Here is a 23051-nt window from a genome sequence, read left to right on the forward strand (position 1 = left end):
TAAACTTGATGCGTAATCTATTTTTTCTTATTTTTACATTTAATGTATAGGTATAAATTTATGAGAATATTAGGTATTGAAACTTCTTGCGATGATACAGGTGTCGCTATTTATGATAGTAAAGAAGGATTATTAATCAACGAAGTGTGTAGTCAAAAAAAAATCCATAATATACATGGAGGTATTATTCCAGAACTAGCATCTCGAGAACATATGAAAGCAATGATTCTTTTATTAAAAAAAATATTTAGAAAAAAAAATATGGTCAAATATATTGATATAATTGCTTATACTGCTGGTCCTGGTTTAGTCGGTTCGTTATTAGTAGGTGCTACATTTGCATGTTCATTGGGACTATCCTTGAATATACCAGTTCTTCCAGTTCATCATATGGAAGGACATTTATTATCGCCAATGTTGGATTTTAAATCAATTGAGTTTCCATTTATTGCATTATTAGTATCTGGTAAACATACACAAATTATTGGTGCTCATAAATTTGGTGAATATGAAATACTTGGAAATTGTTTAGATGATGCAGCTGGTGAAGCATTTGATAAAACAGCAAAATTATTAGGATTGAAATATTCAAGCGGATCTGAATTGTCTAAATTAGCATGTAAGGGTATTAAAGATTGTTTTCATTTTCCCAGACCTATGATACAGCATTCTAGTTTAAATTTTAGTTTTTCAGGTTTAAAAACTTTTACGGCTCAAAAAATTAATGAATGTAATCAAAGTATGCAAGAAAAAGCTAATATTGCGAGAGCTTTTGAAGAAGCAGTAATTGATGTATTATTAATTAAAACTAAAAAGGCATTAAAAAAACAAAAATGGAAACGTTTAGTTATAGCAGGTGGTGTCAGTGCGAACTATAATTTGCGTAAAAAATCTGAAAAAATGGTTAAAAAATATTTTAACGGAACAGTTTTTTATTCTAGTGTAGAACTTTGTACAGATAATGGTGCTATGATTGCATATCTTGGATCATTGCGTCATAAAGAAGCACAAAACCCTCAACTGGAAATACTAGTAAAACCACGATGGTCTATAAGTGATTTGTGTGTTTAATGTACAAGATTAAGTCTTGTATAGTTAATACTTGCATTTTTTTATTTTCAGAAAATTTTATTACTTCTGGTGTGCGTGCCATAGTCCCATCTTTATTTGTCAATTCACAAATGACTCCAGCTGGTTTAAATCCTGCCAGAGAAACAATTTCGATAGCAGCTTCTGTATGTCCTGCTCTTGATAAAATTCCTCCTGTATGAGCTCTTAATGGGAATACATGACCTGGTCTATTTAAATCACTAGGTTTAGCATGATCAGCAGTAGCAGTTTTTATAGTAGTTAGTCTATCTTTAGCTGATACACCAGTAGAAATTCCTTTAGAAGCTTCTATTGTCACCGTAAACCCAGTACGATATACACTAGTATTTTTCTTTACCATCATAGGCAAATTAAGTTGTTTCCGTTTAGATTCAGTAATACAGAGACATACTATTCCGCTTCCATATCGAATAGCTAAAGCCATTTGTTCTACTGTCATATTTTCACACGCAAAAACGAGATCTCCTTCGTTTTCACGTTTTTCATCATCTAATATGATTATTCCCTGACCAGATTGTAAAGCAAATATTGCTTTTTTAATTCGTTCTATAGGTGTTCCAAATTTAGATAAAAGTGTTTGATTCATTATAAAAATCTTAATAGGGTTAAATTATTGAAAAATTTTTTTGTAGTAAATTTAATTAATTTTTTATCTTTATTTTTTATAATTATTCTAAAATTATAATTAATAATTAATATATCATAGATGAAAGCAAGTTTGACAGGTATAGAAATTTTTATCTTAAAATAAGATTTTTAATTTCTTTATATTTTTTAAAAAACGTTTAATTTTGATTAAATATTTTATATTTTTTTAAACAATAGGTCTTATAAACAAGTTCTAAAAGAAAAATAATATTTATTTATTGATAGTTTAAAACAGAATTTAACTCATTAATCGTTAACGTTTCAGTACCAATTTTTTGTATGACTATGCTAGCTCCAATATTAGCATAAAAACATGCTTCTTCTAAAGAATATCCTGTTGCTAAAGACGCTGCAATTATAGCAATTACGGTGTCTCCTGCACCGGTTACATCAGAAGCTATTTTAGATATAGCAGGAAAATGTATTGGTTTTTTTTTTGTTTGAAATAAAGTCATTCCTTGATCAGAACGAGTCACTAATAATGCTGATAACTTCAATTCAGACAATAATTTTATTCCTCTTTGTAAAATTTCATTTTCTCTATGACATTTTCCAACTATTTTTTCAAACTCAGAAAGATTTGGTGTTAATAAACTAGCACCTGAATATTTTTTAAAATCTATTCCCTTAGGATCTATGATTGTTGGAATAGACATTTTTTTTGCGCAATTAATAATTTTTCTTATATTTATGAGAGTTCCTTTTGCATAATCTGATAGTACTAAAATTTTAAAGGACGATAGTGAATTAATAATTTTTTGATGCAATATATTATTTTTTTTAGAAATATATTTTTCTTGAAAATCTGCACGAATCAATTGTTTCTTTTCTGATACAATTCTAATTTTTGTAATAGTTTTATTTTTTTTTATAGAAATCAAATCACAACTAATTCTAACATGATTCATAAGTTTTTTTAAAATTAATCCTGCATTATCCATACCAATAAAACCAATAATTTTGGAATAACCTCCAATCTCTGCAATATTTTTAGCTACATTTGCAGCGCCTCCAGGTTGTTCTTTAATTTGATCAATTGGCACGATTGGTGTTAATTGTTCAGACAGCATGTAGTGGTTTTTACTATACCAATAACAGTCTAATATAATATCTCCGACAACTAACACAAGTGAATTGTTAAAATTAATCAATTTTTTTTTCATAATATTATCTCTTTAGTATTCAAATAACTTCAAACATATTAAATATTGAACATTTTTTTAAAATAAGTATAAAAAGTCTTAAATTTAACAAGATATTTTTTTATATATTATATAAAATATTATTACAAGATTTAATTTGTAAAATGATAAACAATTATATAAAGAATTCTACTTTTCATTATAGAATAGAATTTTATTTTTTAGTATGAGAAAATTATTATGAAAATATATTTAGTAGGAGGAGCTGTTCGCGACTCTTTACTTAATTTACCTGTAAAAGATAAAGATTGGGTAGTAGTAGGAGGTACAGAAAAAATATTATTAGAAAAAAATTTTCAACAAGTTGGAAAAGATTTTCCAGTTTTTTTGCATCCAGACACACATGAAGAGTATGCCTTAGCGAGAAAAGAAAGAAAATCTGGAAGGGGATATACTGGTTTTGATACTGATTGCAATTCTAATGTTACTTTAGAAGAAGATTTAGTAAGACGAGATTTAACAATCAATGCTATTGCTCAAGATCAAAATGGTAATTATATTGATCCTTTCGAAGGAAAAAAAGATATAGAATGTCGTTTGATACGACATGTTTCAGAATCTTTTATAGAAGATCCATTACGTGTTTTACGTGCAGCAAGATTTGCTGCCACTTTAGTTCACTTAGGATTTAAAATTGCAAAAGAAACTATGTTATTAATGTGTATGATAGTAAAAAAAAAGGAATTATCATACTTAACTTCAAACAGAATATGGAATGAAACTGAAAAAGCTTTTAAAACTGCTAATCCTCATGTATATTTTCAAGTTTTATATGCTTGCAATGCACTATATTTTTTTTTTCCAGAAATGTATATTTTATACGAAAAAAAATACATTTTAAACTATTCTTCTTTTAAAGAAGTATATAATAAAAACATAATATTAATGGGATTAGCTAAAATATCACTTTATAATAAAGATGTTGATATTCGTTTTTCTTATTTGTGTCAATTTTTATCAATTAATCAAATAAATAATAATTGTACAAAGATATTTTTTGATTCATATTCGGCATCTATTATTAATAATTTATGCAAGCGATTTAATATTCCATCTTACATTAGAGACATAGCTGTTTTCAATACTGGTTTTTATTTTTTTTTAAATACTATTTATTATCAATCATCTAACAATATTATTAATCTATTTTCAAAAATTGATGCTTGGAGAAAACCAGAACGTGTTGAAAAATTAGCTTTTTTAAGTAATTTTAATTTTGTAAGTCAAGATAAATCTAATTGTTTTTGTATAAAACCTGGTTGTTTTTTAAAAACATGTTTTTATGTTGTTAAAAGTGTTTCTATTAAATTAATTTTAAAAAAAGGTTTTAAGGGTTATACAATAAAAAATGAATTAATGCGTTTAAGAATTAAAAAATTAGAATTATGGCGTTTAAAAAATATTAAACATTGTTCCTATCCATAAAAGATGTTTTTTTGATGAACTTCTCAATTAGTCAATAAAATAAATTAATCCTGCTATTACGAAACGATATATTCCAAAAAATATCAGTGATGTTTTATTTATAAGTTTTAATAATTTATTAATAGATATTATAGAAATTATAAAAGATATTACAAATCCCATAAAAAATATTGGAAGATCTGATATTTTAATATTGCTAAAATTATTTATAAAATCAAAACAAGATGCTCCCATTATTAATGGGATTGATACTATAAAAGAAAATTCTATTGCAACTGATCTTTTTATTCCTAATAATATTCCAGCTGCTATAGTAGCTCCAGATCTTGAAAAACCAGGATATAAACAAAGAATTTGACAAAATCCAATGATTGCAGATTGAAATAAACTAATATCGTTAATATCATATGTTTTGTATTTTTTGGGTTTAAATACTTCAGATATTAATAAAAAAAAACCACCTAATATTAATGCATACATAACATTATGTGTATTGAATAATAATTTGATATTTTTATAAAATATCAGCCCAAAAAATATTGTAGGTAAAATAGCAATAAGAACATGAATATTTTTTGTGTTTTTATTTTGAAGATTTGTATTAAAATTGATTATTTTTAAAATTTTTTTATGAAAAAAATATAATATTGATAATGAAGAACCCAATTGAATAAAAATTTCTAATATTTTTGTGTTATTGTTTTCTATTCTTAGCCAATGAGAAGCTATAATCATATGTCCTGTAGAGGAAATAGGAAGAAATTCTGTTATTCCTTCTATAGTTCCAATAATAATAGAAGCAATAACTTGATGTAAATCAAGCATTTATTTCTCCCTTAAAATTATTTAATATTAATAGTATACATTTTAAAACGGTACTAAATAACAGCACCGTTTTTATATTGAAAATCAATGATACAAAGTCAGAATAACTGTTTTTCCAGCAATAACAGTTCCAGATGATTTTTTTATTTTTTTAAAATTTTCTATATTAGATATTACAACAGGAGTTAAAATAGACTGTGCTTTTTCTGTAAGAAAATCTAAATCAAATATAATAATTTCATCTCCTATTTTTACTTTTTGATTATCTTGTGCTATTTTTTTAAAACCTTCTCCTTTTAACTTCACAGTATCGATTCCAAAATGTACAAACAATTCAACATTATCTTCTGAAATCATTGAAAAAGCATGCATAGTTTCAAATATTTTTCCAATTGTTCCATTTACTGGTGCAAGTATTTGATTTCCTAATGGTTTAATAGCTATTCCATCTCCTACAATTTTTTTAGAAAAAACAAGATCTGGTACATCTTCTATGTTTATTATATTCCCTGATAAAGGTGCGATAATTTCTATTTTTTTAGAAAAATTAGTTTTTTTACTGTTAAAAAAATCAGAAAAGAAACTCATTTTTTTCTCCTAAGTACATTTTATTTTATTTTTAGTATTTTTTAGGTTTTAATGAACAAAGGTTTCTACTAAATAAAGTATTTCTTCAGTAGTTGGTAATTTCAAGGCTTGTTGTGCCAATTTTTGAGCACTAGAAAAAGATGTTTTGCGAATAATCTCTTTAATTTTAGGGATGCTGATTGAACTCATGCTAAATTCATCTAATCCCATTCCTAATAAAAGAACAGTGGCACGTTCATCTCCTGCAAGCTCGCCGCACATTCCAGTCCATTTTCCGTTTATATGTGAAATATCGATCACTTGTTTAATTAATTTTAAAACAGATGGGTTCATAGGGTTGTAAAGATGTGAAATTAAATCATTTCCTCTGTCAACAGCTAAGGTATATTGCGTCAAATCATTAGTTCCAATACTAAAAAAATCCACCTCTTTTATTAGATGTTCAGCTATTATAGCTGATGCTGGAGTTTCAATCATAATTCCAATTTTGATATTTTTATCAAACGATATATTATTATTATTTAATTGAATTTGAAGTTTTTTAATTTCTGATTTTAAAAATCTGATTTCATTTACTGATATTATCATAGGAAACAAAATATATATTTTACCAAATGCAGAAGCACGAAGAATAGCATTTAATTGCGTGTGTAATATTTCTTTTCGATCTATTGAAATACGTATAGCACGCCATCCGAGAAAAGGATTTTCTTCTTTTGGCAAATTCATATAAGGAAGATCTTTGTCTCCACCAATATCCATTGTTCTGATAATGACAGATTTATTGTTCATTAACTCTGCAATTGTTTTATATGCTTGAAACTGTTCGTTTTCAGTAGGTAAAGAATTTCTACCCATAAATAAAAATTCAGTGCGATACAGACCAATACATTCGGCACCATTTTTTTTTGCAGAATCAATATCTTTAAGACTACCAATATTAGAACCGATTTTAATATTATGTCCGTCAATAGTTGTAGCATGTAAACTTTTTAAAAGTATTAATTTATTTTTTGTTGAAATATATTGTTTTTTTATTGCTTTTTTTTGATTTATTAATTGATTAGATGGATTTATAAAAATTTGATTATTAATAGAATCTAAAACAATATAATCATGATTTTTTACTAGTCTTGTAATATTTCCAGTTCCTACAATTGCAGGGATTTCTAACGATCTTGCCATAATTGAGGTATGTGATGTTCTACCTCCTAAATCAGTAATAAATCCTAAAATATATCTTAGATTAATTTGTGCTGTTTCAGAAGGAGTTAAATCTTTTGCAATTAAAATTACTTCACTATTTATATTATTTAAATCAATAATATTTAAGTTAAGTATGTTTTTTAATAAGCGATTTCCAATATCTCTTACATCAATCGCTCTGTTTTTTAAGTACTCATCTTTTAGTTCTTCTAGAGCTTTTGCTTGTCCCTCAATAATTAATTCAGTAGCTGCAGCGGCAGATATGTTCCTTTCTTTTATCAGAGAAATTACTTCTTTTTCTAATTCTTCATCTTCAAGTAGCATAATATGGCCTTCAAAGATGCTTTCTTTTTTTTCTCCAAATTTTTCTCTTGTTTTTATTTTTATTTCCGTTAGTTGTTGTATTGATTTTTTTCTACCTTCAAAAAATCTTTCTATTTCTATAGTAATATTGTTAATAGTAATTATTTTCCGGTTAATAACAATTTCTTCTTCTTTTAATAAAAGAGCTCTTCCAAAAGCTATACCCGGTGATGCTAAAATGCCTGAAATCATAACATTACCTTTAATAATAAAGTTTATTCATTTAGAGATGGAAATATGACATGTCAGGCGAATATATTTTTTATAAAATAGTTAGAAGTTATTTTTTTATATAATTTCCAGTATTTTTTCAGAGAAATTAAAAATTAATTTTTTAATGGTAATTTATTCTAATTCTGTCATTATTGTCGATAAATGTTCAATTGCTTCTTTTTCATCTTCCCCTTCAGCTGATAGTGTAATAAGACTTCCTCGGATTAAACCTAGCGTCTGTATTTTAAATAAACTTTTTGCATTGACTGATTTGCCATTGTAAATAATAGAAATTTCAGAAATAAATTTTTTTGCTTCTTTTACAAACTGAGCTGCAGGACGAGTATGCAAACCATGCGGAGCAGTTATTTTAATTTGGTTTTGAAACATTTTTTTTCCTTAGTAAAATTTTATTAATGCAATCTGTTAGTAAATTCTAAAATATTTTTTAGAGTTGTTTATTGTAAAAGTTGTATCTTACACGGTTTTTTTTATAGATTAGAAAATAATTCTGTACTTAAATAACATTCTCCTGAAGAAGGTAAAATAACAACTATTGTTTTATCTAAAAAATATTTTTGTTTTTGTATTTGTATTGCTGCGCATAAAGCTGCACCAGAAGAAATTCCTGCTAATATTCCTTCTTTTTTTCATTAATTTTTAAGCCATAAGTATTACATTTGTATTAGAAACAGTAATAAATTGATTAATTAACGTTTAATCTAGATTTTTAGGAATACATACAAGTCTAATATCTTAAATTTTTTGTGGTTTATATTTTATTTTTTTCTGCTAAAAATTGTGTAATTATAGGTGATTTAGAAGGTTCTACAGCTACACTATTAAATTTTTTTCCTTTTGATTTGTTTTATATATCTTGTAATACCGGTAATCGTTTTACCTGTTCCTACAGCAGAAATTAATATATCTAAATTATCATTGGTACCATTCCAGATTTCTAGAACAGTAGTGATTTGATGAATTTTGGGATTATCCGGATTCTCAAATTGTTTTAATAAAAAATATTTTTTTGAATTACATGATATAATGTTATTAGCTATAGAAATAGCTCCTTTCATATCATATTTTCCATCTGTTAGTATTAATTTTGCACTTAAGGATTTGAGTAACTTTCTTCTGTCAACAGACATAGTATCAAACATAGTTAGAATTAATCGATAACTTCTAGAAGCAGCAACATAAGCTAATAATATTCCCGTATTGCCACTCGTAGTTTCTATTAATTCTATGTTTTTATTGATGTTTTTATTTTGTTCTGTACTCCATATCATATTAGCACCAACCCTACATTTAACACTAAAACTTGGATTTCTAGATTCTATTTTTACTAAAATACTTCCATGTCCATTTTTTTTAATCGAACGAGAGGTGTATTCTCGATAGTTAAAGAATTATCTTCATATATTTTACTCATTTTTCCCTTTTTTAAAAATTTTTTCTTGTATTATAAATCTTAAATGGTATTAAACGAAATTTCATTTTAGTCTTGTGTGTAAATATTTTTTATTACACTTCTTTTTAACCATGAGTTAAAAAATCTATCTTTTATATTATAAATAAAAATTATATAATAAAAAATATTTAAAAATACTAATATTATTAATTTATAAAATTTAAAACATTTAAATTTTATCTGTTCGTAATATAATTATATATATAATAAATTTATGAAATCTATTAAAAATAAAATCGATAAGTTACGAAAAAATATTTTAAAATATGAATATTTTTATCATACATTAGATCAATCCATTGTTTCTGATGCCGAATATGATTATTTGTTACATCAGTTGTATAGTTTAGAACTAAAAAATAAAGAATTTATTACTTTAGATTCACCTACACAAAAAGTAGGATCAAATTTTCTGAGACAATTCAAACAAACTAAACATTTTTTTCCTATGTTATCATTAGAAAATACGTTCGATGTCAATGGATATTTAAATTTTGAAAAAAGAATTAAAAAATTTATTAATACTAATGAACCAGAATCTCTTTGTTGTGAACTTAAATTAGATGGAATAGCTATTAGTATAATTTATGAAGAAGGAGTTTTTGTAAGAGCAGCAACTCGCGGTGATGGTGTTAAGGGAGAGAATGTTACTGATAATGTGCGAGTAATCGATTCAATTCCATTAACATTGCAGGGAATTGATATACCGAAAAGATTAGAAGTTCGAGGTGAAATATTTATGCTGAAATCTGATTTTATACAATTAAATAAGCAACATGAAATAAATCAAAATAAATATTTTTCTAATCCTCGAAATGCGGCAGCAGGCTCACTGCGTCATATTAATCCAAAAATAACAGCTGAAAGAAAATTAATGTTTTCATGTTATGGATGTTATTTTTGTACAGAAGTTCATGGAAAATTAACTACTCATTATGAACGATTAATAAAATGTTTATCTTGGGGACTGCCTGTTAATCAAGAAAGTATACTTTGTTCAAATTACGTAGAAGTTTTAGAATTTTACAAAAAATTTGAAAAAAAAAGAAATACTCTTGATTTTGATATAGATGGAATTGTCATTAAAGTGAATTCAATAGAATTACAAGAAAAAATAGGCTGTAATACAAAATCGCCAAGATGGGCTATAGCATTTAAATTTTTTTCTGTAGAAAGAATTACATTATTAAAAGATGTTCAATTTCAAGTTGGTAGAACAGGTGTAATTACACCTGTAGCTTATTTTGATCCTGTCTATATATCTGGAGTTATGATTAGAAAAGCATCTTTACATAATAAGAATGAAATAGAAAGACTAGATTTACATGTTAATGATTCTGTTGTCATTTGTCGTTCTGGTGATGTTATACCAAGATTATTACGTGTTATTAAAGCTACACGTCACAATAATACAAAAAAAATTATTTTTCCTACATTATGTCCAGTATGTAATACAAAATTATTAGAAAATACTCAAGAAAAAGTAATCCGCTGCCATGCTGGATTGATATGTAACGCTCAGAAGAAAAAAGCATTACACCATTTTTTTTCAAAAAAATCCTTACATGTAATTGGTTTAGGTCCAAAAATTATTAATGAATTAATAAAAAAAGGATTTGTTAAGAATCCAATAGATTTTTTCTATCTCAAAGATCTTGATTTAATTAAATTAACAAACGTAGGTGGAAAGAAAAGCATAAAAATTATCAAGTCTATTCAAGAATGTAAAAAAACTACTCTTAAATGTTTTATTTATGCTTTAGGAATACCCGGTGTAGGAGAAATTATATCTGAAAAAATCGCACATCATTTTATCAAATTAAATGAATTAATGAATGCTAATATTTTACAATTAAATTGTGTAGAAGGAGTAGGAAAAGTTATTTCAAATAATATATTTAATTATTTTTCTATCATGTCAAATCGTGAAATGGTGAACGAACTCATTACAAAAGTAGGAATTTTTTGGAATGATGAAGAAGGACATGAATTTGATATAAAAAAATCATATTTTTTTAATAAAAACATTGTTTTAACAGGAAAATTTGATTCTTTTTCAAGAATCGAACTAAAAAGAATTTTAATAAATTTAGGTGCAAAGATTTTAGATAGAATTTCTCAAAAAATAGATTTTTTAATTGTTGGTAAAAATTTTGGTTCTAAATTTTTTAAAGCGAAAGATTTAAATATTAAAATTATTAACGAAGAAGAACTTGTCTCTTTAGTTCATGTTAAATAGTAGTATATTGTATTTTTTTGGGTCGTGCAGGATTTGAACCTGCGACCAATTGATTAAAAGTCAACTGCTCTACCAACTGAGCTAACGACCCTTTTAAAAATTTTTAATAATTCTTGGTGGGTGATGACGGACTCGAACCGCCGACTTCCTCCGTGTAAAGGAGGAGCTCTACCAACTGAGCTAATCACCCGTTTTAATAAATTTGTATATATACATATTGTAAAGCCAGAAGTAATAGAGTCAATCTTTTTTTAAAAAATAACATTTGTTTGTTGCAAATTTAATCATAATGGTGAAACTGTAATCTATTTTTTAAAAATTAAGATCAATAATACTGATATAAAAAAATATTTGTAGAATTATTAGTTATTTATTAATTATTTTTTTTTACGAGGAATATATGAAAGTAAAAACTCGTTTTGCACCTAGTCCTACTGGAAATTTGCACATTGGTAGTATTCGTACTGCTTTGTATTCTTGGTTATTTGCAAAACATTATAATGGAAAATTTATACTTCGTATAGAAGATACTGATCTTTCACGTTCTAAATCAATTTCTATTGATTCTATTATAAATGGATTAAATTGGTTGGGATTAAATTGGGATGAAGAGCCTTATTTCCAAAGTAAACGATTGAATAGATATAAAGAAGTTATTGATTCTATGTTAGAAAAAAGAGATGCATATATTTGTGTTTGTTCATCTAAAGAATTAGAAGAAATACGAATGAAACAAATTATAAAAGGTTGTAAACCACGTTATCCTGGTACTTGTAGAAACTTAAATATTAAAAATACATTAAATCAAAATTATGTAATACGATTTAAAAATCCACTTTCGGGAAAAGTAGTCTTTGAAGATAAAATTAGAGGGGAAATTATTTTTAATAATACAGAACTAGATGATCTTATTATTCAACGTTCTAATGGAATGCCTACTTATAACTTTTGTGTTGTGATAGATGATTTAGATATGAAAATTACTCATGTTATTCGTGGAGAAGATCATATTAACAATACACCTCGTCAAATTAATATATTAAAATCGCTAGGTTCTGCAATACCTATTTATGCACATTTATCAATGATTTTAGATGAAGAAGGTCATAAAATTTCTAAAAGAAATAATGCTGTAAATATACTTGAGTACTATAATAATGGTTTTTTACCGGAAGCATTATTAAATTACATAGTACGATTAGGTTGGTCTTATGGTAATAAAGAGATATTTAATATATCTGAAATGAAGAAATTATTTAATTTAAAATCTATCAGTAAATCTGCTAGTTCAATCAACATGAAAAAACTTTTATGGTTGAATAAATATTATATTAATAATTTACCATTAAATTATATTTCTAGTCTTCTTAAAGATTATATAAAAATACAAAATATTAATATAAAAAATGGTCCTGATATAGAATCTTTAGTTAAACTATTAAGAAGTCGTTATAATACTTTACAAGAAATAGCAGAATCTTGTCGATATTTTTATGAAGAATTTGAATTTTTTAACAAATTAGCAGTAGAAAAATATTTTACAATAAAAAATGTTTGTATTCTAGATCAATCTTATGAAAGAATTAAAAAATTATCTATTTGGAACAATTATAATATATCAAAAATCATTAATGATATATCTGAAGATCTTAAAGTAAAAATAAAAGAAGTTAATATGATATTACGTATTTCTATGACAGGAGATATATATTCTCCCAGTATTACTTCTGTAATTAGTTTAATCGGTCGAGATAAAACTCTATTACGAATTAAAAAAGCTATTAATTACATTAAAAATTTATAGATGATAGTATTTTTTAAACTATTTTTATACAGTATAATAAAATTATTTTATAAAAAAATTGACACGTATGGTTTTTAGTAAGATCATACTTGAGATTTTATAAAAAATATGTTTTTAATTCTTTATTTTTAATATAATTTATAAAAAATAAATTGACAGGATTCATGTGTTTTTATATTGTAATGTTTTGGGGCTATAGCTCATTTGGTAGAGCGCTTGCATGGCATGCAAGATGTAAGCGGTTCGATTCCGCTTAGCTCCATTAAATTTATTATTTTGAATTCAAAATTTTATAAAAAATACAGAAAAAATGCTTTTTTCTAAAAATTATTAAAAAATTTTTTTATAAGACTGTGCTAAATTTTTTTATTCAGCACAGAAAATTTTCTAAATTAAACTTGTTGACTCATTATTTCTTGATAAGCTGAAACAATTTTATTTCTTATCTGGATTGCCATTTGTATAGAAATAGAAGATTTTTCTAAATTTATCATTACATCATTGAGAGAAATTCCTGATTGATTTAATATAAATTTTTCAGAATCAGTTTTTGCATGATTTTGAGTTTTGCTTATTTCTCCTAATGCTATTTTTAAATAGTCCATAAACTTGTCACTTTCTGTTTTTTTTGTTTTTGTGTTTATATCTAACAGATTAATTTTTGTATTAATGTTTTGATGATTGATATTATCAATAAACATAATCTTCCTCGTTAAAAAAATAATTTTTTATTTTTTAAGTTTTTAAAATACTATCATATCTTTATAAAGATAAAAATACTATCATATATAAAAGATAAAAATATTAATACTTTATTGAAATAATGTTTTTATTATATTAATAATATTTTATATTAATAATATTTTCATTTAAATAATCATTTCACAAGAAATTTTTTTATTTCATACTATTAGTGATGTTTTTAAATTATCATTAAATTATAGTTAGAACTAATTATTCAGATAGGAAGATTTCATGAATTTCAGCACTATAGAAGATTCAGTTTTAAAAGAGAAAAAAAAATTTAATAATTTTTTATCTCGTTTTTTAAAAAACTCGCGTGTTTTAATCATTTTACTAACAGCTGCAGTTATTACCGCTGTTTCTGTGTCAATATGGATTAAATCTCCTGAGTATCAAGTTTTATACAATCATTTATCTAATGAAGATGGTGGAGCTATTATTAATGAATTAAATCAAATGAAAATTCCCTATCAATTCACTAATGTTTCGGGTCAAATATCAGTTCCAAAAAATAAAGTTTATGAAATTCGTTTGCATTTAGCCGAAAATAATCTTCCTAGAGGTGGAGGTGTAGGTTTTGAATTATTAGACAAAGAAAAATTTGGAGTAAGTCAATTTAATGAACAGATAAATTATCAACGTGCTTTAGAAGGAGAATTGGCTCGTACTATACAAAGAATACAAGCTGTAAAAAGTGCTAGAATTCATATAGCTTTTCCTAAATCATCATTATTTTTACAAGATAAAAACACATCATCAGCTTCTGTTATATTAGAGCTTCAGCCAGGACAATCATTAAATACAGGACAAATCAATGCAATACTACATTTGGTCTCAAGCAGTATATCTAACCTTTCAGTAGAGAATATTACTATTGTAGATCAATTAGGTAGGTTGTTAAATCAGACTTCTTTAGAATATGATCAAGTCAATGATTTACAATTTAAATATTCTGAAGATATTGAGTCTCGTTATAGAAATAGAATCAAAAAGATTTTAGAACCATTAGTAGGAATTGGTAATGTTTATGCCCAAGTAACTGCACAGATAGATTTTAATTCACAAGAAAAAACACAAGAACAATATTCACCGAATACTGATCGTAAAAATCAATCTATAAGATCTCATCAAATAAGTATTCATGATGAAGTAGAGAAAAAAAATATGCAGGGCGACATACCAAATTCTTTATCTAACAATAATATTTATTTTAATAAAAATACTCTAAATAATAAAGATGCAAAAAAAATACATTCTATTAAAGATAGTAAAATTTTAAAAGATAATTTTACTCCTATTAACAGTAATACTCATCGTGATCATACCATAAATTATGAATTAAATCATAGTGTATCACACACTAAAATGAACATAGGAGAAATTAAAAGGTTATCTGCAGCAGTTATAATAAATTTTTCTAAAGATAAGAACGAAAAATTAGTTCCTTTAACTATAGAAAAAACAAAAAATATTGAAAAATTAATACAAGAAGCAATAGGATATTCTAAATCTCGAGGAGATAGTATTCATCTTGTTAACGCACCATTTGCTAAATATAATGAAAAAATGCCAGTTCAAATTAATAATGTAAAAACGTTTAAATTTTCGAATTCTTTGTTTACTATTGCTCCATGGTTTTTTTCTTTTTTATTTTTTTTACTCTTATTTAAAAAATATATTTGTCCTTTTTCAAAAAATAATAATCTTGAAAATACAGTGGTTATGCCAACAGAAAGAGATATAGAAAAAAAAGATATTATAGAAAAAAACATTACTCAAGTAGATTTGAAAAAAAATATCAATATAGATAAATTAATCCATCAAATTTGTAATATATCTAATCAGAATCCACGTACTATAGCGTTGATTATTCGTCAATGGATGAGTGATAAAATATGATTTTAAATGGTACTGAAAAAAGTGCGTTATTATTAATAGCAATAGGGTCTGATCAAGCAGGAGAAATATTAAAACATTTAACTCCTTTTGAAGTACAAGAACTGATTACTGCTATGGTGAATATTAAAAGAGTTTCTACTCAAAAATTAAATGAAATACTACTGGAGTGTTATGATCTTGCAATAAAAAACAATGCTTTAAATTGTAATAATAGTGATAAGTATCTTATTAAGATGCTAACTAAAGCATTAGGAGAAAAACAAGGAAATTCTCTGTTACAAGATGCACTAGAAATTCGTAATGCTTTAATATATATTAAAGCACTCAATTATATGCCAGCTAAAAAAATAGCTTTTTTATTAGAAAATGAACACCCGCAAATTGTTACTACAATACTTGTATATTTAGATAAAAATCAATCGGCTCAAGTTCTTTCGTTTCTAGGTGATAAAAAACGAGCTGAAATTATATTAAGAATCATAGATTTTCGGGGTATTGAAGAATCTAGTTTAGTAGAACTAAACAAAGTTATTAATAATTTATTAAAATATAAAAAATTAATTTTATCAGAAAAAGGAGGTATAAAAACCGCTGCTCAAATTTTAAATTCGATGAAAATAAAGCATGAAAAAGAAACGATAAAAAAAATTAGTCAATGTGACGAACAATTAGCCGATAAAATTATTGCAGAAATGTTTTTATTCGAAAATTTATTAGATGTAGATGATAAATACATTAAATTAGCAATGAAAAATATAGAAAAAGAAAAGTTGTATATTGCACTTCAAAAGACTAGTCCTGCTATTAAGGAAAAGTTTTTTAAAAATATGCCTGAGATAGAATCTAATCAACTATCTTTAAGTTTACAGAAAAAATCTTATGTTTCTAATGACTCAATAAAAAATGAACAAAAACTAATTTTAATAATGATTAAAAATATTATAGAAAACAAAAAAATATCATTAAAAACTTTAAGAGAGTATTATGCCTAATTCGATCTTAGAAAAAACATGGAAACGATGGTATCCAGAAAAAATATTTTTAAAAAATACAAAAAAAAATAAAATAATTTTATTTCATTTTGATAAATTTAAAAAAGAAGATTTTTCTTTAGAATTACAAAATACAAAAAATTATAGTGTTGATAAAAAAGAATTCGAAAGAGATTTAATGAAAACAAAAGGATATGAAATTGGTTTTAAAAAAGGATTTTTACAAAGTCAAGAAGAGAGTGTTTTATTAAAAAACAAATTGAATAATTTGTTTTTAGATTTTGAAAAAGCTTTATCTATGTTTGAAAATGCACTATTTTCTCAATTACTAAATACAGTTTTAAAAATTTCATCTTATGTAATTGGTAAAAACATTGATATTGACGAATCAATGTTAATTAATTATATAACAAATATTATTAAAAAAGACGGTATCTTTTTAAAAAAACCGCAACTTGTAATTCATCCTAATAATAAAAAATTAATCGAAAGTACCTTTAAAGATTTTTTAAATACTTATAAATGGACATTAATTTTCGATGATAATATAGACTTAAATGGTTGTAAAATTAAATCAGAAAATATTGATATAGATGCTACAGTTGATGCTAGATGGCAAGAAGTATGTCGTTTTATCTATTCAGAGGAATATTAATGAATTTAAGATTCGTTCAATTTTTAAAAAAGTTTTCTTCTTTTGAAAATAGAATTGAGAAGCTATCTGATATTATTAATTACGGTCGTCTTATTAGTATTAATGGATTAGTTTTAGAAGTGATGGGATTAAAGATGCCTATTGGTTCAGAGTGTTTTATTGAAAGAATAATAGATGGTCAAAATGTAAATATTCATGCTGAAGTAATAGGTTTTTCAGGAGAAAAAACTCTATTATTATCTTATGAAGACATTAATGGTGTTTTTCCTGGTGCTCGTGTTTTTTTAAAATTAGGAAGTTATGTAGATCGTATTATAAAAAAAATGCCACTTTGTGTAGAATTGTTAGGAAGAGTATTAGATGGTCGAGGTCGACCATTAGATCAACTACCTAAAATTGATTATAAACATTATACTGTTATAAAAAACGATAGTATTAATCCGTTACATAGAACTCCAATTACTGAAGTATTAGATACTGGAATACGTGCTATTAATGGACTTTTAACTGTTGGAAGAGGTCAAAAAATAGGAATTTTTTCTAGTTCAGGTATTGGTAAAAGTGTTTTACTTGGTATGATGGCTAGGTATACACAAGCTGATGTTATTATTATCGCGTTAATCGGAGAACGAGGTCGAGAAGTAAAAGATTTTATAGAAAATATATTAGGAGTTGAAGGATTATCACGATCAGTAGTTATTGCTGCTCCTGCAGATGTATCTCCTTTGTTAAAAATACAAGCGGCATCTTATGCTACTAATATTGCAGAATATTTTTATAAAAGAAACAAACATGTATTGTTAATTATGGATTCTTTAACACGTTATGCAATGGCACAACGAGAAATTTCATTGTCTTTAGGAGAATTTCCGATTTCTAAAGGCTATCCGTCTTCTATATTTTCAAAGATTCCAATGTTAGTAGAACGTACAGGAATAGCTAATAAAAGCAAAGCTTCAATTACTTCATTTTATACCGTTTTGACTGAAGGTGAAGATGAACAAGATCCTATTTCACATCTTGCTCGTTCTATATTAGATGGACATATTATATTGTCTCGTCATTACTCTGATTTAGGTCATTATCCTGCAATTGATATTGAATCTTCTATTAGTCGTGTTATGCCTAGTATTATTAATACGAAACAATATAATCAAGCTTTGTATTTTAAAAAATTAGTTGCTTCTTATCAAAGGAATAGAGATTTAATAAATATAGGTGCCTACGTGAATGGTACTGATTTAATTTTAGATCATGCTATTAAAATATGGCCAAAATTAAAAAAATTTTTGCAACAAGAAATATCGGAAAAAAGTGATTATTTGATTTCTTGTGAAGCGTTAAATGAAATATTTCTTTAATATTTAAATATACTGGATGTATTAAATCAATGACATATAAAAAATTTTCATTTTCTTTATTAGAAGAAATAGAAAAAAAGAAAATAGACATAGAACTTATTAATCTTAAACAGCTGTATTTACAAAAAGAACAGAATAGTAAGCAATTACAATTGTTGATTGATTATCAAAAAGAATATTCAAAAAAAATACATGATAAAATGATATTAGGAATTTGTATACATCAATGGGAAAACTACAATAATTTTATTTCGATGCTGCAAATAATTATCCAAGACAATCTAAATAGAATTGAAAAACATAAAAAAATAATTGAAGAAAGTTTAAGAACATGGTCTAAAAATAAAATTAAACTAAAAGTTTGGCAACATTTTAATATAGTAAATAAAAAAGAAATACTAAAAATAAGAAAAATACAGGAAGACATAATTAATAATAATTATATTCAATTAAAATTTTTAAAAAAAGGACAATGATTATAATGTTAGAAATGATTTTCAATGTAGCATCACAGAACAATGCTTCTTTTAATAAAAACAATAATTTTTTTGATGTTCTTTATGAAACAGGATTATCAAAATCTATTTTTAATGAATTAAATAAACACTTACTGAGTAAAAAAATAGAATTTGATGATGTTTTCAACAAAGAAAAAAAAGATGATGATAAAAGTATTCTCTGTTCTAATTTTGTAATCAATAATTTATTGAATTTTTTAAGTGTAAAAGATGTAGGTTGTAATTTGAAAGACGTGAATAATATTGAAGATGATAAAATACAAAAAAAAAGAATAGATAAAGATCAAAATACTCCGTCAAATTCTATTGATTCTTTAAAAAATAGAAAAAATGATAACATCAAAAAAAATAAAAAAAAAATTGAAGTATTAAAAATAGATAGTTCACCAAATAAGCTGATAAAAAATAAAAATACATACAATCACATTCGTGAATTAAATAATATAAATATAAGAAATAATGTATATTCTAAAAAAATTAATCATAAATTTTTTCAAAAAAAAATAAGTATGTCTAATATTAATAAAAATAATATAAAATGTGTAGAAGACGCAAAAAAAATAATTGTTCCGACAGATATTAAAAAAAATAAAAATGTTTTATTTACATCCAAATATGAAAATGTAATTAACAGAGGAAGTTCCTTAAAAGTTTTTAATCAACCCAAAGATATGAAATTATGCATAGAACCATTGTTTTCAAATGATTCAAGTAACTCTATTAAATGGAAAAAATTAATCAGCCAAAAAATACTTTTGTCAATTTCTAATAAGTTTAATGAAGTAGAAATACATTTAAAACCAGAATATTTAGGTTCTATACATGTTGTCATCAATATGAAAAATAATGCTGCTACATTAAAACTTATTTCTAAATATAATGAAGTTAGAATGTTTTTAGATGATTATATGCCTTTTTTACGTGATTCTTTAACAAAAAATGGAATTAAATTAGAAGAATTCAAGATTTGTAGTTCTTTGAAAAATAACAAACTAAAAATCTATAAAAATTCATTTTATAAAAATATGCATCGTACAGATAATTTTAAAAAAATGTTGAATATATATGAAAAAAAAACAGATTTTACAAAATATAAACTAATTGACATATGTGTGTGAAAAAAATATAAACTATTTTGCAAAATAATCATGTTATTCGATGTAAACAATCGAAGTATTCAGTTTTTCTTTTAATAACTTTTACCTGTGAGGTATAAAAATGGGGAAAAGTAATAATTTATATAATAAATTCAAAAAAGTTTATGAAAGGGAAAATAATTTAAAGCATTCTTTAAAAGAATATGAAATTAAAATTTTAGAAGATATTAATGATGGTTTGGTAGAACATTTTATAACATTTTTTTCTAATCTTACTAAAAAGAATATAAAATTAATATCTTACAACACAAGGATAGGATCTTGTTATGCTAATGAAAACATCGTAAAAAACTTAAGATGTCTTAATTTAATAGAAATACTTCCTTATAATAATCAATCTTTTATAATTTTTTCCGATAATTTTTTATCTATTGTCATAGATATTTTGTTTGGAGGAAAGGATAATTCTATAAACAATAATAAAAAAATAACACATATCACGTCTGCCGAGATTTTCATTAATAAAAAAATAATTAAATTTATAACAAGCTCTTTGACTCGAATTTATAAAAAATATTTTTTAAAAGAAATAACTTTTATTAATACAAAAACGTTTTTTGATATAAAACAATTTGATTTTGATCTTAATAGAGTATTTTTAATTCATTATTTTAATTTTACTATTAATAATATAGAAGTTTTTTTTAATATTTTAATCCCAATTTCAATACTGAAACATATTGATAAAAAAATAGTTCTTTCAATGAGCGGTAATTATAAAAACACGCATATAGAAGAAAAAAATACTAAGAATAGTATCTCTTTTAATGATATATATAATGTTGAATTAAATATTAAATCTAAAATCGTTGGCATTTCTATTTCATATGATAAAATTTATAATTTATCGGTAGGAGATATTTTACCAATTAAAAAACCTAATAAAATTACAGCTTTCATAAAAGATCAAGCTATATTTTTTGGTGACTATAAAACGTTTAATGAACAATCTATTGTTTTTATAGAAGAGTTTATTAATAATAATTTAGAGTCTGATCAAGATAAGGAACGCTCTCATGAGCAATACACAGAACAACGATGATAAGAAAAAATCAATTAATTCTGAAAAAAAAATATCTAAAAATCAAGATGTTAATGAGGATTTATCACTGCAAGAAAATGTGAATAAAAATATATTAAATGATTCTAGAACTACAGTAGATAGTAAACATGTTTTACTTAATACCTTTGTTAATATTACTGTAGAATTAGGAAAATCCAAAGTAAAAATAAAAGATTTTCTTAGCTTTTCAAAGGGAAGCATGTTAATTTTAGATAAATCAATAAAAGAATCATTAGATATTTTTGTTAATGGTTATTTAATCGCATCTGGCGAAATTGTAGTGCTAGAAAAAAAATATGGTCTTCGTATTACTAGTATAAAGAATTCTTTAAAAACTATAAATGTTTTATCTTAAATTTAAACTTTATGAAAAATAATATGTTTTTTCAGTCAATATCAAGTATTTTTCAACCGATATTTAATAGTGAAAAATTTTATCAAATAATTAGTGCTTTATCTGAAATAATATTATTGATATTAATTTTAAGTTGGATTTTAAAAAAAATTTCTTTTTTTAAAGTTAATCACTTAATATCTTGTATAAAAATTATAGATAGATTATCTGTCGGATCCCAAGAGTCTGTTCTTCTTGTAGAGGTTCAAAAAGTAAGACTATTATTGGGTGTAACAACAAAAAATATTACGCATTTATATACATTTTCATCTATTTTAAAGGATGTACCAATAAAAAAAACAGATGAAACTTTGTTTCAAAAAAATTCTTTTAATCATTCTTTAAAAAATTTTTCTAAAATATCCTGGAAAAAAACAATGTTTTATCGAATTATTCCATTTTTATTTTTATTATTTCTTTGTCCAACAGTTCGTGCAGAAATACCTGGATTAACAAGTCATATTTTAGATGACGGAGGACAGACTTGGTCGGTTCCAGTACAAACATTAGTTTTTTTAACATCTTTAACTTTCCTTCCAGCCTTTCTTTTAATGATGACTAGTTTTACAAGAATTATTATTGTTTTTGGTTTATTACGAAATGCATTAGGAACACCGTATGCGCCACCAAATCAAATATTACTGGGTTTAGCACTTTTTTTGACATTTTTTATAATGTCTCCTACATTTGATAAAATATATAAAGATGCTTATGTGCCATTTAGCGAAGAAAAGATAAATATGGAAGATGCTATTCTAAAAGGTGTAGTTCCGTTAAAAAAATTTATGTTAAATCAAACACATACACCTGATTTAGAATTATTTTCAAAATTAGCAAATATTTCCTATTATAAAAATAAAAATGATATACCAATGCGAATTTTATTACCATCATTTATTACTAGTGAATTAAAAACAGCTTTTCAAATTGGATTTACTATTTTTATACCCTTTTTAATTATTGATTTAGTTGTAGCTAGTGTATTGATGGCTCTTGGCATGATGATGGTGCCACCTTCAACAATTTCTTTACCTTTTAAACTAATGTTGTTTGTATTAGCTGATGGATGGCAATTATTAATTACTTCATTAACACAAAGTTTTAATGCATAACATTTTTGTAAAATATATTTATATATGATAAATAATTTTAAATTAACTGTTAAAATGGA

Annotated in this window: 20 protein-coding genes, 3 tRNA genes and 1 pseudogene; 14 read left to right on the forward strand and 10 right to left on the reverse strand. The window is 24.7% G+C overall.

The genetic code is table 11. From position 1 onward, the window contains the following. The first annotated feature begins 60 nt into the window (after positions 1-60). Positions 61-1071: a tRNA (adenosine(37)-N6)-threonylcarbamoyltransferase complex transferase subunit TsaD gene (gene tsaD / locus G4A98_00285; protein QIQ41676.1), complete on the forward strand. Its 1011-nt coding sequence runs from the start codon at positions 61-63 to the stop codon at positions 1069-1071. On the opposite strand, the gene ribB is transcribed toward tsaD, so the two are convergent. After that, positions 1049-1696, reverse strand: a complete 648-nt coding sequence (ribB, locus tag G4A98_00290; GenBank protein ID QIQ41677.1) for a 3,4-dihydroxy-2-butanone-4-phosphate synthase — start codon at positions 1694-1696, stop codon at positions 1049-1051. The two genes, tsaD and ribB, sit on opposite strands and share 23 nt — an antisense overlap. Positions 1697-1973: 277 nt before the next feature. Beyond that, positions 1974-2921 carry a D-glycero-beta-D-manno-heptose-7-phosphate kinase gene (rfaE1, locus tag G4A98_00295; protein QIQ41678.1) on the reverse strand — a complete coding sequence of 316 codons (948 nt, stop codon included), beginning with the start codon at positions 2919-2921 and terminating at the stop codon, positions 1974-1976. Positions 2922-3140: 219 nt separating this feature from the next. Between rfaE1 and G4A98_00300 the strand changes: the two genes are divergently transcribed. Beyond that, the gene (locus G4A98_00300) at positions 3141-4385 is read left to right on the forward strand and encodes a tRNA CCA-pyrophosphorylase (GenBank protein QIQ41679.1); all 1245 of its coding nucleotides are present in this window, start codon (positions 3141-3143) and stop codon (positions 4383-4385) included. Positions 4386-4412: 27 nt separating this feature from the next. Here the strand turns inward: G4A98_00300 and G4A98_00305 are convergent, their stop codons facing one another. The 5 genes and pseudogenes from G4A98_00305 to cysK form a co-directional block, all read right to left on the reverse strand. Continuing rightward, a complete protein-coding gene (locus tag G4A98_00305) occupies positions 4413-5210 on the reverse strand; it encodes an undecaprenyl-diphosphate phosphatase (protein ID QIQ41680.1) in 798 nt (265 codons plus the stop codon). Between the two features lie 84 nt (positions 5211-5294). Further along, the gene (gene crr / locus G4A98_00310) at positions 5295-5798 is read right to left on the reverse strand and encodes a PTS glucose transporter subunit IIA (GenBank protein ID QIQ41681.1); all 504 of its coding nucleotides are present in this window, start codon (positions 5796-5798) and stop codon (positions 5295-5297) included. A 48-nt stretch (positions 5799-5846) separates the two neighbouring features. Continuing rightward, on the reverse strand, positions 5847-7559 hold the full coding sequence (ptsI, locus tag G4A98_00315; GenBank protein ID QIQ41682.1) for a phosphoenolpyruvate-protein phosphotransferase PtsI: 1713 nt from the start codon (positions 7557-7559) through the stop codon (positions 5847-5849). A 153-nt stretch (positions 7560-7712) separates the two neighbouring features. Then, on the reverse strand, positions 7713-7970 hold the full coding sequence (locus G4A98_00320; protein ID QIQ41683.1) for an HPr family phosphocarrier protein: 258 nt from the start codon (positions 7968-7970) through the stop codon (positions 7713-7715). Positions 7971-8071: 101 nt separating this feature from the next. Then, positions 8072-9015, reverse strand: a pseudogene (gene cysK / locus G4A98_00325) (cysteine synthase A). Positions 9016-9268: 253 nt separating this feature from the next. Between cysK and ligA the strand changes: the two are divergent. Continuing rightward, positions 9269-11293: an NAD-dependent DNA ligase LigA gene (gene ligA / locus G4A98_00330; protein ID QIQ41684.1), complete on the forward strand. Its 2025-nt coding sequence runs from the start codon at positions 9269-9271 to the stop codon at positions 11291-11293. Positions 11294-11311: 18 nt separating this feature from the next. Here ligA and G4A98_00335 read toward each other — a convergent pair. Both G4A98_00335 and G4A98_00340 read right to left on the reverse strand, forming a co-directional pair. Beyond that, positions 11312-11384: transfer RNA gene (locus G4A98_00335), tRNA-Lys, on the reverse strand. A gap of 23 nt (positions 11385-11407) precedes the next feature. Then, positions 11408-11483, reverse strand: a tRNA-Val gene (locus G4A98_00340). Positions 11484-11693: 210 nt separating this feature from the next. On the opposite strand from G4A98_00340, the gene gltX reads away from it, so the two are divergent. Together gltX and G4A98_00350 are read left to right on the forward strand one after the other, a co-directional pair. Continuing rightward, positions 11694-13097 carry a glutamate--tRNA ligase gene (gene gltX, locus G4A98_00345; protein QIQ41685.1) on the forward strand — a complete coding sequence of 468 codons (1404 nt, stop codon included), beginning with the start codon at positions 11694-11696 and terminating at the stop codon, positions 13095-13097. 189 nt (positions 13098-13286) lie between these two features. Next, positions 13287-13359: transfer RNA gene (locus tag G4A98_00350), tRNA-Ala, on the forward strand. A gap of 130 nt (positions 13360-13489) precedes the next feature. Here G4A98_00350 and fliE read toward each other — a convergent pair. Beyond that, entirely contained in the window at positions 13490-13798 is a 309-nt protein-coding gene (gene fliE, locus G4A98_00355) for a flagellar hook-basal body complex protein FliE (GenBank protein ID QIQ41686.1), read from the reverse strand. A gap of 274 nt (positions 13799-14072) precedes the next feature. Between fliE and fliF the strand changes: the two genes are divergently transcribed. The 9 genes from fliF (at position 14073) to fliP (ending at position 22992) form a co-directional block, all read left to right on the forward strand. Next, a complete protein-coding gene (gene fliF / locus G4A98_00360; protein ID QIQ41687.1) occupies positions 14073-15740 on the forward strand; it encodes a flagellar basal body M-ring protein FliF in 1668 nt (555 codons plus the stop codon). Continuing rightward, positions 15737-16732 carry a flagellar motor switch protein FliG gene (gene fliG, locus G4A98_00365; protein ID QIQ41688.1) on the forward strand — a complete coding sequence of 332 codons (996 nt, stop codon included), beginning with the start codon at positions 15737-15739 and terminating at the stop codon, positions 16730-16732. Before fliF ends, fliG begins: the two co-directional genes overlap by 4 nt. Then, positions 16725-17387 carry a flagellar assembly protein FliH gene (locus G4A98_00370; protein ID QIQ41689.1) on the forward strand — a complete coding sequence of 221 codons (663 nt, stop codon included), beginning with the start codon at positions 16725-16727 and terminating at the stop codon, positions 17385-17387. Before fliG ends, G4A98_00370 begins: the two co-directional genes overlap by 8 nt. Beyond that, positions 17345-18748 carry a FliI/YscN family ATPase gene (locus G4A98_00375; GenBank protein ID QIQ41690.1) on the forward strand — a complete coding sequence of 468 codons (1404 nt, stop codon included), beginning with the start codon at positions 17345-17347 and terminating at the stop codon, positions 18746-18748. Before G4A98_00370 ends, G4A98_00375 begins: the two co-directional genes overlap by 43 nt. Before the next feature lie 29 nt (positions 18749-18777). After that, a complete protein-coding gene (locus G4A98_00380; GenBank protein QIQ41691.1) occupies positions 18778-19224 on the forward strand; it encodes a flagellar export protein FliJ in 447 nt (148 codons plus the stop codon). A 5-nt stretch (positions 19225-19229) separates the two neighbouring features. Then, positions 19230-20384, forward strand: coding sequence for a flagellar hook-length control protein FliK (locus G4A98_00385; protein ID QIQ41692.1), 1155 nt, complete (start codon positions 19230-19232; stop codon positions 20382-20384). 100 nt (positions 20385-20484) lie between these two features. Beyond that, positions 20485-21465, forward strand: a complete 981-nt coding sequence (locus tag G4A98_00390; GenBank protein QIQ41693.1) for a flagellar motor switch protein FliM — start codon at positions 20485-20487, stop codon at positions 21463-21465. Then, on the forward strand, positions 21440-21841 hold the full coding sequence (gene fliN / locus G4A98_00395; protein QIQ41694.1) for a flagellar motor switch protein FliN: 402 nt from the start codon (positions 21440-21442) through the stop codon (positions 21839-21841). Before G4A98_00390 ends, fliN begins: the two co-directional genes overlap by 26 nt. An 11-nt stretch (positions 21842-21852) precedes the next feature. After that, positions 21853-22992: a flagellar type III secretion system pore protein FliP gene (fliP, locus tag G4A98_00400; GenBank protein QIQ41695.1), complete on the forward strand. Its 1140-nt coding sequence runs from the start codon at positions 21853-21855 to the stop codon at positions 22990-22992. The last annotated feature ends 59 nt before the right edge of the window (positions 22993-23051 follow it).

The sequence above is a fragment of the Buchnera aphidicola (Microlophium carnosum) genome, from assembly GCA_011752475.1.
Lineage (GTDB): Bacteria > Pseudomonadota > Gammaproteobacteria > Enterobacterales > Enterobacteriaceae > Buchnera > Buchnera aphidicola_BG.